Origin of the sequence: Spirillospora albida, assembly GCF_000718255.1 — a bacterium.
Classification (GTDB): domain Bacteria; phylum Actinomycetota; class Actinomycetes; order Streptosporangiales; family Streptosporangiaceae; genus Spirillospora; species Spirillospora albida.
This window is the reverse complement of sequence record NZ_JOFJ01000016.1, coordinates 12,849-32,299: the sequence shown is the minus strand read 5'-3', so window position 1 is coordinate 32,299 and position 19,451 is coordinate 12,849. Positions and strand designations below refer to the sequence as shown.

The 19,451-nt window shown below is 68.8% G+C and carries 16 protein-coding genes; all 16 read right to left on the bottom strand.

Translation table 11 applies throughout. From position 1 onward, the window contains the following. Positions 1–10: 10 nt before the first annotated feature. The 16 genes from rpoB to IE99_RS0120775 all read right to left on the bottom strand — a co-directional run bounded on the left by rpoB (position 11) and on the right by IE99_RS0120775 (position 19,308). Positions 11–3,478 (bottom strand): DNA-directed RNA polymerase subunit beta, encoded by a 3,468-nt coding sequence (gene rpoB / locus IE99_RS0120850; protein WP_030173362.1) that lies wholly within the window; start codon positions 3,476–3,478, stop codon positions 11–13. A gap of 402 nt (positions 3,479–3,880) precedes the next feature. Further along, on the bottom strand, positions 3,881–4,822 hold the full coding sequence (locus tag IE99_RS32035; RefSeq protein WP_030173359.1) for a hypothetical protein: 942 nt from the start codon (positions 4,820–4,822) through the stop codon (positions 3,881–3,883). After that, on the bottom strand, positions 4,819–5,298 hold the full coding sequence (locus tag IE99_RS0120840) for a hypothetical protein (RefSeq protein ID WP_030173356.1): 480 nt from the start codon (positions 5,296–5,298) through the stop codon (positions 4,819–4,821). Before IE99_RS0120840 ends, IE99_RS32035 begins: the two co-directional genes overlap by 4 nt. A 10-nt stretch (positions 5,299–5,308) precedes the next feature. Beyond that, a complete protein-coding gene (locus IE99_RS29540; protein ID WP_030173353.1) occupies positions 5,309–6,799 on the bottom strand; it encodes an MCE family protein in 1,491 nt (496 codons plus the stop codon). After that, entirely contained in the window at positions 6,796–8,103 is a 1,308-nt protein-coding gene (locus IE99_RS0120830; protein ID WP_030173351.1) for an MCE family protein, read from the bottom strand. Before IE99_RS0120830 ends, IE99_RS29540 begins: the two co-directional genes overlap by 4 nt. After that, on the bottom strand, positions 8,100–9,362 hold the full coding sequence (locus tag IE99_RS29535; RefSeq protein WP_051712920.1) for an MCE family protein: 1,263 nt from the start codon (positions 9,360–9,362) through the stop codon (positions 8,100–8,102). The genes IE99_RS0120830 and IE99_RS29535 overlap by 4 nt, the downstream gene beginning before the upstream one ends. Before the next feature lie 18 nt (positions 9,363–9,380). After that, positions 9,381–10,460 carry an MCE family protein gene (locus IE99_RS0120820; RefSeq protein WP_030173347.1) on the bottom strand — a complete coding sequence of 360 codons (1,080 nt, stop codon included), beginning with the start codon at positions 10,458–10,460 and terminating at the stop codon, positions 9,381–9,383. Then, positions 10,461–11,492, bottom strand: a complete 1,032-nt coding sequence (locus IE99_RS0120815; protein ID WP_030173345.1) for an MCE family protein — start codon at positions 11,490–11,492, stop codon at positions 10,461–10,463. Beyond that, a complete protein-coding gene (locus tag IE99_RS0120810; RefSeq protein ID WP_030173343.1) occupies positions 11,489–12,793 on the bottom strand; it encodes an MCE family protein in 1,305 nt (434 codons plus the stop codon). Before IE99_RS0120810 ends, IE99_RS0120815 begins: the two co-directional genes overlap by 4 nt. Positions 12,794–12,800: 7 nt before the next feature. Then, a complete protein-coding gene (locus IE99_RS0120805) occupies positions 12,801–13,649 on the bottom strand; it encodes an MlaE family ABC transporter permease (RefSeq protein ID WP_030173341.1) in 849 nt (282 codons plus the stop codon). Then, the gene (locus IE99_RS0120800) at positions 13,649–14,503 is read right to left on the bottom strand and encodes an MlaE family ABC transporter permease (RefSeq protein WP_030173339.1); all 855 of its coding nucleotides are present in this window, start codon (positions 14,501–14,503) and stop codon (positions 13,649–13,651) included. Before IE99_RS0120800 ends, IE99_RS0120805 begins: the two co-directional genes overlap by 1 nt. Beyond that, positions 14,503–15,591, bottom strand: a complete 1,089-nt coding sequence (locus tag IE99_RS0120795; RefSeq protein WP_030173334.1) for an ABC transporter ATP-binding protein — start codon at positions 15,589–15,591, stop codon at positions 14,503–14,505. The genes IE99_RS0120800 and IE99_RS0120795 overlap by 1 nt, the downstream gene beginning before the upstream one ends. Positions 15,592–16,122: 531 nt before the next feature. Further along, positions 16,123–16,512 (bottom strand): 50S ribosomal protein L7/L12, encoded by a 390-nt coding sequence (gene rplL, locus IE99_RS0120790; protein ID WP_030173327.1) that lies wholly within the window; start codon positions 16,510–16,512, stop codon positions 16,123–16,125. A 55-nt stretch (positions 16,513–16,567) separates the two neighbouring features. Beyond that, positions 16,568–17,179 (bottom strand): 50S ribosomal protein L10, encoded by a 612-nt coding sequence (gene rplJ / locus IE99_RS0120785; RefSeq protein ID WP_030173325.1) that lies wholly within the window; start codon positions 17,177–17,179, stop codon positions 16,568–16,570. A gap of 305 nt (positions 17,180–17,484) precedes the next feature. Continuing rightward, positions 17,485–18,360, bottom strand: coding sequence for an SCO4651 family lipoprotein (locus IE99_RS0120780; RefSeq protein ID WP_051712913.1), 876 nt, complete (start codon positions 18,358–18,360; stop codon positions 17,485–17,487). 96 nt (positions 18,361–18,456) lie between these two features. Beyond that, entirely contained in the window at positions 18,457–19,308 is an 852-nt protein-coding gene (locus IE99_RS0120775; RefSeq protein WP_157610421.1) for an SCO4651 family lipoprotein, read from the bottom strand. Between the last annotated feature and the right edge of the window lie 143 nt (positions 19,309–19,451).

The following is a 19,451-nucleotide window of genomic DNA, read 5'->3' as shown; positions in this document are numbered from 1 at the left end:
CTTGAGTTGATCAGACCTCTTCGACACTGCTCGGCTCGCGCCGGGACAGGTCGATGCCGAGCTCCTCCGCGGCGCGGAAGACGTCCTCGTCGGTGTCGCGCATCTCGATGGACATGCCGTCGCTGGAGAGCACCTCGACGTTCAGGCACAGCGACTGCATTTCCTTGATGAGCACCTTGAAGGACTCGGGAATGCCGGGCTCGGGGATGTTCTCGCCCTTGACGATGGCCTCGTAGACCTTGACCCGGCCGAGGACGTCGTCGGACTTGATGGTCAGCAGCTCCTGCAGGGCGTAGGCCGCGCCGTACGCCTCCAGCGCCCACACCTCCATCTCACCGAAGCGCTGGCCGCCGAACTGGGCCTTACCGCCGAGCGGCTGCTGGGTGATCATGGAGTAGGGGCCGGTCGACCGGGCGTGGATCTTGTCGTCGACCAGGTGGAGCAGCTTGAGGATGTAGATGTAGCCGACCGAGATCGGGTCCTTGTAGGGCTCGCCGGTGCGGCCGTCGAACAGCTTCGCCTTGCCGCCCGGACCGACCATGCGGTTGCCGTCGCGGTTCGGCAGCGTGCTCTCAATCAGGCCGGTGACGTCGTCCTCGCGGGCACCGTCGAACACCGGCGTGGCGGTGTTCGTCCAGGGCCCGGCCTCGTCGGCGCCGATGGCCTTCAGCGCGCGCTTCCAGTCGGTGTCGTCGCCCTCGACCTTCCAGCCGCGGGAGGCGACCCAGCCGAGGTGCGTCTCCAGGACCTGGCCGACGTTCATGCGGCCCGGGACGCCCAGCGGGTTCAGGACGATGTCGACCGGGGTGCCGTCCTCCATGAACGGCATGTCCTCGACGGGGAGCACCTTGGAGATGACGCCCTTGTTGCCGTGCCGGCCGGCCAGCTTGTCGCCGTCGGTGATCTTGCGCTTCTGGGCGACGTACACCCGGACGAGCTCGTTCACGCCGGGCGGGAGCTCGTCGCCCTCGTCCCGGGAGAACACCCGGACGCCGATGACCTTGCCCTGCTCGCCGTGCGGCACCTTCAGGGAGGTGTCGCGGACCTCGCGGGCCTTCTCACCGAAGATCGCGCGCAGCAGCCGCTCCTCCGGGGTCAGCTCCGTCTCGCCCTTGGGCGTGACCTTGCCGACCAGGATGTCGCCGGGGACGACGTCCGCGCCGATGCGGATGATGCCGCGCTCGTCGAGGTCGGCCAGGACCTCCTCGGAGACGTTCGGGATGTCCCGGGTGATCTCCTCGGGGCCCAGCTTGGTGTCGCGGGCGTCGACCTCGTGCTCCTCGATGTGGATCGAGGACAGGACGTCGTCCTGGACGAGGCGCTGCGACAGGATGATCGCGTCCTCGTAGTTGTGGCCCTCCCACGGCATGAACGCCACGAGGAGGTTCTTGCCGAGCGCCATCTCGCCGTTGTCGGTGCAGGGCCCGTCGGCGACGACCTGGCCGAGCTCGACCCGCTGGCCCTCGGCGACGATCGGCTTCTGGTTGAAGCAGGTGCCCTGGTTGGACCGCTTGAACTTGGCGACCCGGTAGGTGGTGCGGGTGCCGTCGTCGTTCATGACGGTGACGTAGTCGGCGGAGACCTCCTCGACGACACCGGCCTTCTCGGCGGTGATGACGTCGCCCGCGTCGACGGCGGCGCGGTACTCCATGCCGGTGCCGACCAGCGGCGCCTCGCTGCGCAGCAGCGGGACGGACTGGCGCTGCATGTTGGAGCCCATCAGCGCGCGGTTGGCGTCGTCGTGCTCCAGGAACGGGATCATCGCGGTGGCGACCGAGGTCATCTGCCGCGCCGACACGTCCATGTACTGGACGTCCCGCGGCGGCACGAGCTCGACCTCGCCGCCCTTCTTGCGGATCAGGACCTTGGACTCCGCGAAGGAGCCGTCCTCGTTCAGGGCCGAGTTGGCCTGCGCGATGACGTAGCGGTCCTCCTCGTCGGCGGTCAGGTAGTCGATCTGCTCCGTGACGACACCCTCGGTGACCTTGCGGTACGGGGTCTCGACGAAGCCGAACGGGTTGACCCGGCCGAACGCGGCGAGCGAGCCGATGAGGCCGATGTTCGGGCCTTCCGGCGTCTCGATCGGGCACATGCGGCCGTAGTGCGACGGGTGGACGTCGCGGACCTCCATGCCGGCCCGCTCACGGGACAGGCCGCCCGGGCCGAGCGCGGACAGGCGCCGCTTGTGCGTCAGTCCGGCCAGCGGGTTGGTCTGGTCCATGAACTGGGACAGCTGGCTGGTGCCGAAGAACTCCTTGATGGAGGCGACGACCGGCCGGATGTTGATCAGCGTCTGCGGCGTGATCGCCTCGACGTCCTGGGTGGTCATCCGCTCGCGGACGACCCGCTCCATGCGCGCGAGGCCCAGGCGGACCTGGTTCTGGATGAGCTCGCCCACGGTGCGCAGGCGGCGGTTGCCGAAGTGGTCGATGTCGTCGACCTCGATCGGGACCGGGACCGCGCCGAGCGTGGCCTCCTCCTCGCCGGCGTGCAGCCGGACGAGGTACTCGATCGTGCCGACGATGTCGTCCTCGGTCAGCGTGCCCTGGTTCATCTCCAGGTCGAGGCCGAGCTTCTTGTTGATCTTGTACCGGCCGACCTTGGCGACGTCGTAGCGCTTCGGGTTGAAGTACAGGTTCTCCAGGAGCGTCTGCGCCGACTCGCGCGTGGGCGGCTCGCCCGGGCGCAGCTTGCGGTAGATGTCGAGGAGCGCCTCGTCCTGGCTGGTGGTGTGGTCCTTCTCCATCGTGACGTTGATCGACTCGTAGGAGCCGAAGCGCTCGCGGATGCGCGCCTCGTCCCAGCCCAGCGCCTTCAGCAGCACGGTGACGGGCTGCTTGCGCTTGCGGTCGATGCGCACGCCGACGTTGTCGCGCTTGTCGATCTCGAACTCGAGCCAGGCGCCGCGGCTCGGGATGACCCGGCAGCCGTAGATGTCCTTGTCGGACGCCTTGTCGAGCGCCCGGTCGAAGTAGACGCCCGGGGAACGGACCAGCTGCGAGACGACCACGCGCTCGGTGCCGTTGATGATGAACGTGCCCTTCGGGGTCATGAGCGGGAAGTCGCCCATGAACACCGTCTGGCTCTTGATCTCACCGGTGGTGTTGTTGATGAACTCCGCCGTGACGAACATCGGGGCGGAGTAGGTCATGTCCTTGTCCTTGCACTCCTCGACGGAGTACTTGGGCGGCTCGAAGCGGTGGTCGCGGAACGAGAGGGACATGGTCCCGGAGAAGTCCTCGATGGGACTGATCTCCTCGAAGATCTCCTCCAGCCCCGACTGGGTCGGGACGCTCTTGCTTCCGGCATTCTGGGCCGCCTCGACCCGGGCCTTCCACCTCTCGTTGCCGAGCAGCCAGTCAAAGGAGTTGGTCTGCAGAGCAAGGAGGTCCGGGACTTCGAGCGGCTCCTTGATGCGCGCGAAGGAGACGCGGTTCGGACCGGTTGCGGTGTTCGAGGCGTTGCGCGAGGCTGCCAAGAGGTGGTCCTTCCGAGGGCTCGCGGCGTAACTGACGACACGCACGCCAGACGATCCACGTCCAAGACCCACACGAAAGGGTCCACAACGGACCCCGACAGGGGAGCTCTCACACGTGGATAGTCAGAGGGCAGCGCAAAGGGGCAGTGTAGCCGACTGCCACACCGCTCGCAACTGTCGCGCCGCTGTATGCATCACGTTGCCTTGGAGCATCGCCCCTCAGGGCCCCGCAGTCAAGACCGCACTTGGACTTTTCGGGCTCTGACCTGCAGTGAGGAAGGCCATAGTTTGGGATCGGCGGCCCTACCTGCCGGTAGCCCCGGAAACGCCGGCGGGCGACCGCCCCGAGAGGGGTGGTCGCCCGCGCTGGTCCGCCGTCCGGACGCCGTCCGGACGCGTGGTTCAGGAGATGACGGCCAGCTCCGATGCCAGCCACTTGCCCTTGACCTTCTCCATCGTGATCTTGATGCGGAGGGGCTCGGGGAGCCGCTTCTCCTTGTCGGTGTTGGTGGCCGACGAGCGGTTCGCGTAGACGAGCGCGACGACCTTGTCCGGGGTCGCGCTGACCGCGCCGGCCTTCATCACCGTCGTCGTCGACACGGCCTGCTGCTGCGTCGCCGCCACCTTCAGCTCCGCCGCCAGCTTCTCGAACTGCGGCTTGAGCTTGCCCGTGGTCATCTGCGACGCCGACTTCAGGTCGGTGTCGAGCGTCCGGTAGTCGTAGGACGACAGCTGCACCACGGCCCGGGACGCGGCGAACACGCCCTCCCTGGCGGCCGTCTCCTTCGCCTCGGCCTCGTTCAGCTCGAGCTTGAGCACGACCGCCCCGGCGACGAGCGCGACCACCAGGACGGCCAGGAGCGTCACGAGCGCCGGAGAACCGAACCGCCCGGACGAACCGGAGGAGGCCGCCGCCTTGCGGACCTTGCCGACCTTGCCGGCCGGCGCGAGGGGCTCTTCCTCCTCGTCGTCGCTCTCGTCCGCGACGGGCTCGTCCGCGACGGGCTCGGCCTTCTTGAGCTTCTTCCGGGCCTTGCCCGCCTTCTCGCCGGTCTTCGCCGCCTCGACGGGCTCGTCGCCCTCATCCTCGGCGCCGTCCTCTTCCTCGGCCTCGCCGGCGTCGGCCGAGTCGGCCTCCTGTGGCTCCGAGTCGTCCTCTGCGGCCTCTTCGGCGCCGTCCTCGGCCTCGGCCTCTGCGGCCTCCTCGGCGGCCTTCTGCGCGAGCAGCGCCGCCTCGCGGGCCTTCTCGGCCGCCTCCTCGGCGAGCCGGGCCGCCTCGGCGGCCTCCTCGGCCTTCGTCGCCTTGCCGGCGGGCTTGTCCGCGGCCTTGCTGCGCGCCGTCACGGGACCATCTCCATCTCGGACACGAGCCAGCGGTCACCGGTCCGCGTCAGGTCCATCAGGTACCTGTACGCCCGCGGCGCCCCGTCCTTCACCTTGGCGTTCGTGACGATGCCGTTCAGGGACACCATCACCTCGGCGGAGTCTCCGTCCATGGAGACGAGCGCGGCGTCCACCTGGCTGACCGTGGACTTCGCGCCGGTCTTGGCGAGCTGGTCCAGAAGCGCCTTGGACTGGGTGCCGAGCTTGTTCTTCAGGTCGCCGGTGCTGCCGGCCACGATGCGGTCCAGGTCGCGCTTGGCTGTGGCGTGGTCGAGCGTCATCAGGTTGACGCCCATCTGCCGGGCCGACTGGACGGCCCGCTCCCGCTGGTCCTGCTCGCCCCTCTTCTGCATGAGCTGGACGCCGAGCACGCCGACGGCCACGGCGGCCCCGATCGCCAGCACGCTGAGGGCGATCGCGACGACCTGGCGCCTCATCGGTTCGGCCTCACTGGCTCACGGGTCCGAGCAGGAGCCACTTCCACGACGATTCCTCTCCCAACTGCCGGGTTCCGGCGCTGCGCGGCATCACGTAACGCTTGCCGTCCGGTCCGTAGACCGCGCCGGTCGAAGGATCGTATCCAGCGAATTCGACTGAATTGGCCGGATACGAGAGGTAGAGCTGGCCGTCCGCGAGCCGCGCGGCGCCGGCGTTCGCGCCCGCCGCCCCGGTCTTCGCGCCGGCCTTCCCGCCGTCCTTGCTCCCGCCGTTCTTGGAGGCGGCCTCCGAGCCCGTCCCGGAGGTGCCGTAGGCGCCGCCCGCCGGGAACCCGGCGCCGGTGGTCGCACCGGCCGGGACCTGCGGGAACGGGGAGATCGCGTCCTTGGGCGCGTTGCGGGAGCCCCGCACCGCGGTCTCGCTGTTGCGCGGCAGCTTGCAGCCGGCGTTCAGCACGGGGGCCTTCGGGCGGGTGTCCTGCGGCCAGCGCCGCTTCACCTGCTCGTAGCCCTTGGTGCAGTTCGGGGGCGCGCTGATGTTCAGGGCGAGACCCAGGTGCTGGGTGCCGTCGCCGGGCGTGACGGTGAACGCGCCCGCGACCGTCACCGGGTACAGGATGAACAGCGACCGCAGCCCCGCCTGCCGGGATGAGATGATCTGCCCGGTGGTCGTGAGGTTTGCCAGCAGCACCGGCAGGGTGGGCGACAGGTCGTTGATCGTCCCGTGCACCTGCGACACGGCGCCGGGGGCCGCGTCGATGGTGTTCCGCAGGGCGGGGTCGTCCTTGCGCAGCGACGTCGTCAGCTCGTTCAGGTTCCGGGCGAAGCCCTGGATGTTGGCGCCCTGCTGCTTCTGCGTGCCGAGGACGGTGACGCTGTTGTCGAGGAGCCGCTTGGTGTCGGGGTAGGCCTGCTCGGCGGTCTTCAGCAGCCGGTCGGTGTCGTCCAGGATCGACTGGAGCTCCGCGGCCGAGCCGGTGAACGCCCTGTTGAGCTCGTCCACGACGATGCCGAGGTGCTTGGTGTTCACCGAGCCGACGAGCGCGTCGACGTTGCGGAGCAGCTCCGCCGTGGACACCGGCAGCCTCGTGTTCTGGCGGGGGATCGTGTAAGGGTCGCCCTCGTCCAGGTACGGGCCGGTCTTCTTCGCCGGCTCCAGGTCGATGTACTGCTCGCCGACCGCCGACCGGTTCGCCACGACCGCCGACAGCCCCTCGCGCGGGATCCGCTTGCCCTCGCCGCGCTCCAGGAGGAGCTTGACGCGGATGCCGTCGTCGGTGAGCTCGATCGGCCCGACCCGTCCGACGGGGACGCCGCGGTAGGTGACCTCGGCGTTGCTGAACACGCCGCCCGAGTCGGTGAGGTCGACGTAGGCGACGTACTGCTTGCCGAGGAGGCCGCGCCCGATACCGATGTAGTTCACCGACACGATGGTCACGCCGATGACGGTGATGAGCGCGAACACGACCAGCTGCAGCTTGACGCCGCGCTTGAGGATCACGAGAGGCCCCCCGTCATCAGGGTGTGGAGATCGCCGCCGCCGGCGCCGAGCGCGCCCGTCCGGGTCTTGGTCTTCGGCTTGCCGGTGGGCGTGGTGGACGGCGTCGGCGTGGCGCCTCCGTCGGTCAGCCCCGGCAGGCCGCCGCCGGGGGCCTGCGGCAGGACGCCGAGCGGCGACTGCGGCAGCGTCACGTTCGGGACCTGGAGCTGGTTGCGCATCTGCGCGCCGTTGCCGAGCATGCCCTCCAGATCGGTGCCGCCGAGCAGGTTGTTGGCGATCGACTCGAAGTCGAGGTCGACCGTCAGCTTGACGTTGCCGAAGTCACCGGCGATGACGTTCTCGAACGTCGCCGGGAACGGGAAGGTGATCAGCGACTCCAGCGCGTTCGGCAGGTCGGAGCCGGCCTTGTTCAGGTTGCGCAGGATGGTGTCGAGGTCCTTCAGGTTGGCCAGCAGGTCGGCCTTCGAGCGGTCGATCACGCTCGTCGTCGTCCGGCTGAGCTTGTCCAGCGCGACCAGCATCTTCGTGAGGTCGGCGCGGTTGCGGTTGAGGATCGTGACGGCCGGGCCCGTCTCGTCGATCGTCTCGGTGATCGTCACGCGCTCGGCGGACAGCTTGGTGGTGAGCCGGTCGATGCTGTCGAGCGCCCGGGTGATCGCGGCGCGGTTGCGGTCCAGGGTGCCGACGAACGTGTTGATCCGGTCGAGGACCGACTTGATCGTGGCCTCGCGGCCGTTCATCGCGGCCTGGAGCTCGTGGCTGATCGTCGCGATCTGCTCGATGCCGCCGTTGTTCAGCAGCAGCGACATCGCCGACAGCACCTCTTCGATCTCGGTGCTGCGGCTCGTCCGCGCCAGCGGGATCAGGTCGCCGTTGCCGAGTTCGCCGACGGCGGCCTGGTCCTTCGGCGCGGCCAGCGACACGTACTTCTCGCCGAGCAGGCTGGTCTGCCCGATGGACGCGACCGCGTTGTCGGGGAGCCTGACGTCCCGCCGCACCTTCACGGTGACGACGGCGTGCCAGTCGCCGCCCCGCCCGCCCGGCGCGCCGGCCAGCTCGATCTCCTCGACCTTGCCGACCGACACGTCGTTGACCTTGACGACCGACTGCGGGACGAGGTCCAGCACGTTCGAGAACTCGATCCGCACGGTGCGGGGGTTCGAGCCGACGTCGGGGCCGCCCGGCAGCGGCAGCGACTCGGCGCCGCGGAAGGAGCAGCCCGACACCGCCGCCGCGCCCGCGAGGGCGGACACCCCGAGCAGCACGGCCCGGTGCCGCAGCGGCCCTCTCCACGTCCTGCTCATCGGGTACCTCCGGGCAGCAGAGCGGTGATGTCCTGGGGCTTGCCCTGGGCGCCGGCCGTCTTGTTCTTCGCGTTCTTGCCGGCGCCGGGGCGGCCGCCGGGCCCGTAGGCGTCCGGCGGGATCGGCACCGGGTCGTAGTGCGTGGTCAGCGCGGTGATCCAGGACAGGTCCAGGTGCAGGCCCGTCAGTGCCTTGCCGATGCCGTTGTAGGGCTTCATGAAGTCCAGGCACTGCTTGGCGGGCGTGCCGACCGAGTAGGCCAGCGAGCAGACCCAGTCCGCGAGGTCGTTGAACTGGCGCAGGTCGGCCCGGTTGTGGATGGTGCCGCTGATCGGGTCGTAGGCGCGCGCCAGGTTGTTGATGGCGAGCGGGCCGACGTCCAGCAGCTCGGCGAGCGCGTCCTTCTCCTTGACCAGCACGCCGGTGATCTGGGCGAGCTGCCGGACGTTGTCGGACAGCTGGCCGCGGTTGTCCTTGATGAACCTCTGGACGTTCCGCAGCGTCGGGCCGAGGGTGTTGAGGGCCGCGCTGAGCTCCTCCTTCTCCCCCGCCAGCTGCCCCGACACGCCGTTCAGGTGCGTCGTGAACCGCTTGATCTGCTGGTCGTTGGCCTTCATCGCGTCCGTGATGATCCGGAGGTTCTCGATCGTCTCGGCGATGTCGCCCCGGTTGTCGCTCAGCGTGCTGAGCATCTTGGACGTGTTGCTGATCGTCTGCCGGATGTCGTCGCCCTGGCCCTCCAGGTTCGCGGCTCCGACGGCCAGCAGCCGCGACAGCGAACCGGTGCCGGACGCGTCCGGGGCGTTCGCGCCCTGCGGCCCGAGCGCCTTGCTGAGGTCGTTCAGGCTCTGCCCGACCTGGTCGACCTCGACCGGGACGACCGTGTCGGCGAGCGTGAAGGTGTGGCCGTCCCGGATGGTCGCGCCGCCCTTGAAGACGGGCGTGAGCTGGATGTACCGGTCCGAGACGAGCGCCTGGTTGACGAGGACAGCCTGCGCGCCCGCCGGCACCTTGTACTTGGCGTCGTACCTCATCTTGACCAGGACCGAGTCGCCGACCGGTTTCACCTCGGTGACCTCGCCGACCGGGATGCCGAGGATGCGGACGTCGGCGCCCGCGTACAGGCCGATCGACTTCTTGAAGTACGCCGTCGCGTGGCGCTGCTTCGGCTCCTGGAGCAGCAGCACCAGCACGGCCGCCAGCACCGCGACGGCGAGGATCGCGCCGCCGAGGCGGAGGATGGTTGCTGAGTTACGCACGAGTGACCTGCCTGCCGCTCACGGGAGGAAGGGAAGCGGGTTGCCGCCGCCCTGGTTGCCGTTGCCGGTGCCGGGCTGCCGCTGGGTGCCGCCGTTCCGGGTGCCGTTCGCCGCGTGCCCGCCGTTCTTCGGCGCGTCCTGGATGGACGCGGGGATCGGGATGAGGTTCTGGAGCCAGGCGTCGAACCAGCGGCCGGTGCCGGTGACGTCCGAGAACTGCCGCGCGAACGGCCCGAACCGCTGGAGGATCAGGTCCAGGTTGTTCTGGTTCTTCAGCAGGATCCGGTTGACCTTCTCCAGGTTGTCCAGCATCGGCTTCAGCTGCGCCTGGTTCTCCCTGATCAGGGCGTTCACCTGCTGCGACAGCGTGACCGTGCGGATCAGCAACTGGTGGATGACGGCCCGCCGCGCCTGGACGGCCTGGAGCACCTTGTCGCCGTCCTGGATCAGCCGCTCGAAGTCCTTGTTGCGGTCGGCGAGCAGATCCGTCACGTTCCGGGCCTTGTCGGTGAGCTCATGGAGATCGTCGTCCCGGGACGCGATGGTGTCGGACAGGCGCCGCAGCCCCTGCAGCGACGCCCGGATCTCCTCGGGGGAGTTCTGGAACGTCTGCGACAGGACGTCGAACGACTGCGCCACCTGCTTGTGGTTGATCTGCGACACCTGCTCGGTCAGCCGGCTGATCGCGGGCACGACCTCGAACGGGACGTGCGTCCGCTCGAGCGGAATGCTGCGGCCCAGCTTGCCGGTGCCCTTCGGCTCCAGCGACAGGAAGTGCGAGCCCAGCACCGTCTTGATCTTGATGCTGGCCTCGGTCCGGGCGCCGAGCCGCACCCCGTCGTCCACCCGGAAGGTGACCTTCACGCGGTCGCCGTCCAGTTCGAGCCCGGTGACCTTGCCGACCTTGACGCCCGCGACGCGGACCTCCTCGCCGGACTTCAGGCCCGCCGCCTCCTTGAACGCCGCGGTGTGGGTGGTGCCGCCCGCGATGAACGGGATGCTCTCCAGGTTCATCGCGATCGCCAGGGTCACGATGATGATCGCGAACGCGGAGAGGCCGATGGGGACCGGGTTGCGCTCCCGGAAGGGGATCCTCATCTACTTGCACCTCGCGTTCTCGTTCACGATCGCCGGCGTCTGGTAGATCGGTCCGCCCGGCAGCCGCACGCGCGCGTCGAGGCCGCAGACGTACATGTTGAACCAGGAGCCGTACGACGAGATGTTGATGAGCTCCGCGAGCCGGTTCGGGGTCCGCTTCAGCCCGCTGTCGAGGGTCTTGCCGTTGGCGCTCAGCGTCCCGGCCAGCTCCCGCAGCCCCGCGATGTCCTTCTTCAGGCCCGGCCGGGCGTCGCGCAGCAGCGCCTCGGTGGTGCCGGTCAGGTCGTTGATCGCGGCGATCGAGTCGAAGATCGCCACCCGGTCGTCCGAGACCCCGCCGACGAACCCGCGCAGGTCGGTGATCAGGCGGTTGACCTCGGTGTGCCGCTCGTCGATCGCGCCCAGCACGTTGTTCAGGTTGGTGATCACTTGGCCGATGACGCGGTCGCGGTCGGCGAGCGTGTTGGTCAGGGACGCCACGTGCGCGAGCAGGCTGTTGATCGTCCCGCCCTCGCCCTGCAGGGTCTGGATGATCTGCATGGACAGGGTGTTGACGTCCTTGGGCTCCAGCACCTGGAACAGCGGCTTGAACCCGTTGAACAGGACCGTCAGGTCGAGCGCCGGCGTCGTCTGCGAGATCGGGATCGTGCCGCCCGGCCGCAGGTAGGCGTTGGCCTGCCCGGCGCCGTCGGACAGCGCGATGTACCGCTGTCCCATCAGGTTCCGGTAGCGGACCTGGAGCCTGGTGGACGAGGGCAGACCCGCGTTGAAGATCCCGGCCTTCTCGACGCTGAACGTCACCTCGGCCTGGTTGGCGCGGTTCAGCCGGATCTTCTCGACCTGGCCGACCCGGACTCCGGCGACCCGGACGTCGTCCTTCTCCAGCAGCCCGGCGACGTCGGAGAGGATCGCCTTGTACTCGCGCTTCTCCCCGAACCGGGTGTTCGCGATCGTCATCGCCAGGATGCCCGTCACGAGCGTGGTGAGGACGACGAAGATCGTGAGCTTGATCGCGGCTCCGGTGGTCTTCACTTGACCGTCACCACCGATCCCTGGAGCACGGGTCCGAACAGCAGCGCGGCCACATCGGAGAGGTCGTCCGCCGGGGTCCGCGTCATCGGGCCGACGACATTCTTGATCTGTTCCTTCTCGTTCATGGAACCCATGTCGACGAACACGTTGGAGGCCGCCCGGCCGCGGTTCCCGCCGCCGCCGTTCGGGTCACTGGGGTTCTTCCACCACAGGTCGTCCTCGGTTCCGTCCAGCGCCAGGTAGTCCGGGAAGGGGATCTTCGGGTTCGGCAGGCCGTAGCAGCGCGGATTGCGCTGGTCCTTCGCCTCGGGCGCGTCCAGCGGGTACTTGTAGGCCGGCCGCGGCTTGACGATCTCGATCGTCAGGTTGAAGCTCTTGCCGCCGTTGCCGCCGGCGACCCGCTCGGCCTCGGGCTTCAGCTTCACCATGCCCTCCAGCACGCAGGGCAGGGACGGCGAGTACCGCGCGACGAGCGCGAGCCCGTCCCGGTTCGCGATGTTGAAGCCGATGATCTTCGGCCCGTTCACCCGCATGAACGTGTTCCCGTCGGTGGCCAGGGCCGTGGTCGCCGGGATCAGCGCCTCGATCGTCGCCCGCTTCGAGGTGATCGTCCGGCTGGTGACGTTCAGGTTCCGGAGCGTCTGCAGCAGGTCGGGGGCCGCGGCGGAGTAGATGTCCGACACGTCCGCGAGCGCGTGCAGGTCGCTCACCAGCGTGGGCAGCTGCGGGTTGATCTTCCGGAGCAGCGAGTCGGCCTGCTCCAGGTTGCGGCCGATCTGGTCGCCGCGGCCCTGCAGCGCGGTGGCGATCGCGTTCAGCGTCGAGTTCAGCTTCTCCGGCTGCACCGCCTGCAGAAGGGGCAGCAGGTTGTCCAGCACCCTGTCGATCTCGACCGCGGTCTGCGACCGGTCCTGCTGGATCACCTGGCCCTTGCTCAGGCCGAGCGGCCCGGCCTGCGCCGGGATCTGCAGGTCGACGTACTTCTCGCCGAAAAGCGTCTTCGGCAGCAGCCGCGCCTGCACGTTCTTCGGGATCAGCTTCGCCTTGTCGGGGTCCAGGGCGAGGTTCAGGACGGCGCCGTCCGCCCGCACCTCCGTGCTGCGGACCTCGCCGACGATCAGGCCGCGGACCTTGACGTCCGAGTGGGGCAGCAGCTGCAGCCCGGCCCGCTCCGTCGCGACCTCCACCTTGACGACCGGGGTGAACGTCTTGTTGTAGAGCGCGACCGTCAGCGCGAGCAGCAGCAGGATGACCAGGATCATCGCGCTGCCGAGCAGGCGGTACTGGATGCGTGTGCTCATCTCGCCGTCACCCCGCGATCCGGACGCTGGTGGTCGTGCCCCAGATCGCCATGCCGAGGAACAGGTCCGCCACGTTGATCACGACGATGCTGGTGCGGACCGCGCGGCCCACCGCGACGCCGACGCCCGCCGGGCCGCCGCTCGCGTGGTAGCCGTAGTAGCAGTGGATCAGCATCACCAGCACCGAGAAGATGATCACCTTGCCGAACGACCACAGGATGTCGTTCGGTGGCAGGAACAGATGGAAGTAGTGGTCGTAGGTGCCGGTCGACTGGCCGTAGAACACCGTCACGATCAGCCGCGTCGCGCCGTACGAGGCGAGCAGGCCGACGATGTACAGCGGGACGACCGCGATCATCCCGGCGAGCATCCGCGTCGTGACGAGGAACGGCATCGACGGAACCGCCATGACCTCCAGCGCGTCGATCTCGTCGGAGATCCGCATCGCGCCGAGCTGGGCGGTGAAACCGCAGCCGACCGTCGCCGACAGGGCCAGCGCCGACACCAGCGGCGCGATCTCGCGCGTGTTGAAGTAGGACGCGACGAAGCCGGTGAACGCGGCCGTGCCGATCTGGTTCAACGAGTTGTAGCCCTGGAGGCCGACCTGGCTGCCGGTGAAGAACGTCATGAAACCGACGATCACCACGGAGCCGCCGATCACGGCGAGGCCGCCGGTGCCGAGGCTGACCTCGGCGAGCAGCCGCAGCACTTCCTTCCGGTAGCGCCGCAGGACCCGGAACACCCAGGCGAACGCGCGCGCGTAGAACGACAGCTGGTGGCCGAAGTCGTCGAGACGTTCGAGGGGTCCGTTCACCACCCGGGAGACGGCCTTCCCCGGTTTCGTTGGGGCTGCCATCACATGCCCTTCGAGGGAACGAACTGGAAGTACAGCGCGGAGATGATGAAGTTCTCCAGGAAGAGCAGCATGAAGGTGATGACCACGGTCTGGTTCACCGCGTCGCCGACGCCCTTCGGGCCGCCCTTCGCGTTCAGGCCCTTGTAGGCCGCGACGAGGCCGGCGGTGATACCGAACACGAACGCCTTGAACTCCGCCTGCAGCAGGTCCGGCAGCTGCGCGATCGCGTTGAACGACGCCAGGTACGCGCCGGGCGTCCCGTCCTGCAGCATGACGTTGAAGACGTAGCCGCCGACCAGGCCGACGACCGACACCAGGCCGTTGAGGAATAGCGCGACGAACGCGCACGCCAGCATCCGCGGCACGACCAGGCGGTGCAGCGGGTTGATCCCGAGCACCTCCATCGCGTCGATCTCCTCGCGGATCTTGCGGGAGCCGATGTCGGCGCACATCGCCGAGCCCGCGGCGCCCGCGACCAGCAGCGAGGTGACCAGCGGGCTGGCCTCCCGGACGATCGCGACCACCGCGGTCGCACCGGTGTAGGACTGCGCGCCGAGCTGCCGGATGAGCCCGCCGACCTGCAGCGACAGGATGCCGCCGAACGGGATGGCGACCAGCATCGTCGGCACGACCGTGACGCTGACGATGAACCAGGACTGCTGGATGAACTCGCGCCATTGGAACGGCAGCTTGAACATCGCCCGGAACGTGTCCAGGACCAGGGCGAAGAACCGCCCCGGTTCCCGGATCACGACATTGGCGGCGCCGTCACCGACCTTGCGGAGCGTGCCGGAGGAGCCGCCGCCCTTCCGTCGTCTCCCTCGCTGGTCCGCGCCGATACCAGGAGTGGACATCAGTACCGCGCACCCGCCCCGGGCTGGCCAGGGGGCATGTCACCGGGGTAGTGCCCGCCGCCCGGCGGGTATCCGCCGGGGGCCGCCGCGCCGGCGCCCGCCGACATCGACGCCACGTACCGCGGCCACTCCTCGATCCAGTTGCGGCCGAGCTCGTCGATGAACGAACCGGGCGGCGGCGTGACGCCGTGCGCCGCGCACCACGCGCCGGGCGCGTGCATGCCCCGGCGCACCAGGCCGTTGCTCGGCATCTGCTGCGGCGGGATCGGGGGCAGCATGCCCGAGTCGAGCCCCATCTTGGCCTCGGCCTCGAGCTCGGACTCGTCCTTCTCCTCGGACATGCCGATCGGGCCGATCTTGCTGGCGTTGAGGAACTGCCGGACGACCGGCTCCTCGCTCGACAGCAGCATCTCGCGGGGACCGAACATCGCCAGGTGCCGCTGGTAGAGCAGGCCGATGTTGTCCGGCACCGTCCGGGCCGTGTTGATGTCGTGGGTGACGATCAGGAACGTCGCGCCGATCTGCGCGTTGAGGTCGATGAAGACCTGGTTCAGGAACGCCGTGCGGACCGGGTCGAGACCGGAGTCCGGCTCGTCGACCAGAAGGATCTCGGGGTCCAGGACGAGGGCGCGGGCGAGGCCGGCGCGCTTCTTCATACCGCCGGAGATCTCGCCGGGCAGCTTGTGCTCGGCGCCGATCAGGCCCACCAGGTCCATCTTCTCGAGGACGATGCGCTTGACCTCGGACTCGGACTTCTTGGTGTGCTCGCGCAGCGGGAAGGCGATGTTGTCGAAGATGTTCATCGACCCGAACAGCGCGCCGTCCTGGAAGAGGACGCCGAACAGCTTGCGGGTCTCGTACAGCTGCGCCTCGGGGAGGTTGGGCAGGTCGCGGTCGCCGATCCAGATGTGCCCGCGGTCGGGCTTGAGCAGCCCGACGAGCGTCTTCAGGAAGACCGACTTACCGGTACCGGACGGGCCGAGGAGAACGGAGATCTCCCCAGCGGGAATGGTCAGCGATACGTCCTGCCAGATCACCTGGCGGCCGAATGCCTTGGTCAGGCCCTCGACTCTGATCTCGACGCCCACTCGTCACCTTTCGTCCAGGCCGGGGGAATCCCGAACCAATGAGCGAGTAGCACTCAGGCTCTTTCTGTCGTCACGCCGCGTGTCCGCCCTGTTGCTACTGTCCGGTAGCCGTGACGGGTGCCACTACCGTAGCGGCCCACCTTCCAAATGGAAGAGGTTCCACCTGAGATCAGCGGCTAAATCCGACGTCGTAAGACAATCGTTACTTACGGCGCCTGTGAGACTAGTGGTCCGACAACCGGCGTCTCAAGCCAGGGGGTGGCCATGGCCGCTGAGGGGACGGTGGAGGCCCGGTGGGGCCACTGCGTCAGAACGGGACGGTACGCCGCGCGCCGATAGCAGCACAACCCGCCCCGGCACACGCTTTTCCGCAGGTGTTTATCACTCCCGTACAGGAAACGGGCGTCCCGATTGCTCCTCGCGGACAACCCGTCCCGCAACGCGAGAAGGCGGCCGCCCCACCCTGTGGTGGGACGGCCGCCTCCTGCGAGAGCGGTGGAGCCGCGACGGCTCCGAAGGCTCCGGAGCGCCTTACTTGACGGTGACCGTCGCGCCGGCCTTCTCCAGGGCCTCCTTGGCCTTCTCGGCCGTCTCCTTGTTGACCTTCTCGAGCAGCGGCTTCGGCGCGTTGTCGACCAGGTCCTTGGCCTCCTTGAGGCCCAGGCTCGTGAGGGCGCGGACCTCCTTGATGACCTGGATCTTCTTGTCGCCGGCGCCCTCGAGGACGACGTCGAACTCGTCCTGCTCGGCGGCGGCCTCGGCCGGGGCGCCCGGGGCGGCACCGCCGGGGGCGGCGACGGCGACCGGCGCGGCGGCCTTGACGTCGAAGACCTCTTCGAACTGCTTCACGAACTCGGACAGCTCGAGGAGGGTCATCTCCTTGAAGGCGTCGAGCAGATCGTCGGTGCTGAGCTTCGCCATGGTGTTTCCTCCGCTATGGCTGAAAATCTGGTTTGAACGGGTACCGCGGGTGTGCCTACTCGGCGGACGCCTCGGTGCTCTCGGCCGGCGCCTCGTCCGCCGCCTCGGCGGCCGGAGCCGCGGCGGCGGGGGCCTCGGCGGTCTCGCCGGCGGCCTCGCGCTTGGCGCGCAGCGCCTCGGCGAGCTGGGCCGCCTGCGTCGGCAGGGCGTTGAAGAGGGCCGCGGCGTTCGCCATCGAGCCCTTCATCGCACCGGCCAGCTTGGCGAGGAGCACCTCGCGCGACTCGAGGTCCGCGAGCTTGCCGATCTCGGACGCGTCCATCGACTTGCCGTCGATGAAGCCGCCCTTGATCACCAGCAGCGGGTTGGCCTTGGCGAAGTCACGCAGGCCCTTGGCGGCCTCGACCACGTCGCCCTTGACGAACGCGATGGCCGACGGGCCCTGCAGCAGCTCGTTGAACTGCTCGTCGACACCGGCCTCGGTGGCGGCGCGCTTGGTCAGCGTGTTCTTCACCACGGCGAACCTCGCGGTCTCGCCGAGGTTGGTGCGCAGCTCCTTGAGCTGCGCCACCGTGAGCCCGCGGTATTCGGTCAGCACGGCGCCGCTGGAGCTCTCGAACTCGCTCTTGAGCTCCGCGATCGCCGCGGCCTTCTCGGCCTTGGCCATGGGGCCTCCTTCCGAACTACCTGGGTTGGAAGCCGCCGGGGCGTGAAGTTCTCAGAAAAAACAGGAACGCCCCGGCGCAGGCGCACGGGGCGTGACATGGCGCGGAGGCCATGCGGAAGCTCTCGTCTCACCTACGCGGGCCGCCCGAATCTCTTCGGGTCCTTCGGCCGCCCACGAGGGCGGCGACCGGCGGTCTTCGGCAGAGAACAGAGTACGCGCACTCCGGCCGTTACCCCAAATCGCGGGGAACGGCGCGGGGCCGCGCCCGTCCGGACGCGGCCCCGCCACATGCTGTTCGGGCGGGCTCAGGCGCGCGGGACCCCGCCGCCGCCGAGGTTCTTCATCATGGCGCCGAAGTCGCCGACCTGGTCGGCCGGCGGCGCGACGATCTCGACCGGCTTGCCGTAGTCCCGGTAGGTCATCGACATCGACATGGTGCCCTGGGCGGTCTTGTTCGACTGCATCGTCATCTTGCGGGGCAGCTGCTGCCCGTCCACCCACAGGTCGAACGTCATCGAGCTCATGCCGGACTGCGCGAAGCTCTTGCGGGCCGCCTCCTGCTGCTCGGCAGGCAGCTTGGCGAGGGCGTCCTGCATGTTGTAGGTGCCCGCGTAGTGCGTCGTCTGGACGCCGTCGATCGTCTCCTTGCCGACCTCGCGCACGTCCTTCGACGCCGTCAGCATCTTCGTGTTCTGGACGGGGTCCATCTGCTGGGACTGCTGCATCATCTCGGTCAGGTTCACGCCCGACTGCTTGCTGAGCTCCTCCAGCGAGAACTTCATCCACGGCTTGGCGGACCCGCCGCCGAGCTGGGACAGCATCGGCATCTTCATGTACATGGTCTGGCCGATGAGCCGCTGCTCCATGCCGCCCATCGACTTGCCGGCGGCCTCCATGGCGTCCATCTTCATGCTGAACGCCAGCTCCGGCTTGAGCCGGTACTGCATGTCGCCGGAGGCGGTCACCTGCTGGGCGCCGCCGGCCATCTTCATCGAGAAGGCGGCCTTGAACGAGTCGATGCTGCCGGTCTTCTCGGCGGCCTTGCCGAGCACCTGCGCGGCCGTGAGCTGGATGTTCTCACCGGCCTCGTTCACCTTGTTCCCGGCGTCGCCGAGACAGCCTGCGGTGGTGAGGACGAGGCCGGTGGCCAGCGCCGTGCCCGCGACAAAGCGACGGATCATCAGGAGCTCTCCCTTTGTGAATGCGTCTGGGGGCGTCCGCCACGGGCGTGACGCTTGTGAACATTGAGACGCAAGAGAGAGTAGTCCGGTTTCAGGTCAGCTGCCGCCCAGCAGCGAACCCAGCGACAGCCGTCCCACCTGGTCGGCGGGCGGCGGGTTCACGCCGAACGACTTCCCGTAGTCGCTGTAGAGGACCGTCACCGAGCCGCCGTCGCCCTGCTTGTCCGCGCCCTTCCACACGATCTTGCGGGGCAGGCTCTGGCCGTCCGCCCACAGGTCGAACCGGATCCGGCCCTCGCCGGCCTCCGGCGGCAGCCAGCCGCGCACCTTCTGCCGGGCCTCCGCGTCCAGCCGGTTCAGCGCGTCCCGCACCGTCACCGTGCCGGTGTAATGGATCGTCCGGACGCCGTCGACCTGCTCCGTACCGACCTTGCGGGCGTCCTTGGAGCCGGTGAACATCTTCGTCTGGTCGGCCGGGTCCACCCGGTCGACCTGCTTCAGCAGCCCCTGGACGTCGAGGCCCGTCCGCTGCGCCACCTCGTTCACGTCCAGCCGCAGCCACGGCTTGCCCTCGCTGACGAACTTCGCCAGCTTCGGCACCTTCGCGTACAGGACGTTGTCCTTGAACAGGGCCTGGCCCGAGACGCCCGGGAGCGTCCGGCCGCCGCGCTGGACGTCGTCCAGCCGCGCGCTGAACTGCAGCGCGGGACGGACGCGGAACTGCCCGGCCGCGTGCAGCCGGCCCGCCTCGCCGCCCGTCGTCGTCACCGTGAGGTCGGCGCGGAAGACGTCCGCCGCCTCCGCCTTCTGAGCCGATTTGAGCAGCGCCTGGTTCGCGCTCAGCCGCATGTTCTCCGTGCCGGTCGTCCCGTCCCCGTTACATCCGGACAGAACGAGGGCCGCCCCGACGGCCGTGCTGCCCGCCGCCACCACGAGTCGTCGATTCATGAGGATGATCCTCCTTTGTCGCCCTGCTGGTGTTCCCCAGTCTCGCGGGGCGGTAACAGGGCCACATCCCCCGGTGGTACGAACGGCGACCACCGCGGTACGACCTCCGGCGTACCCCGCCGGAGTTCCTCGCGGAAAGCGAA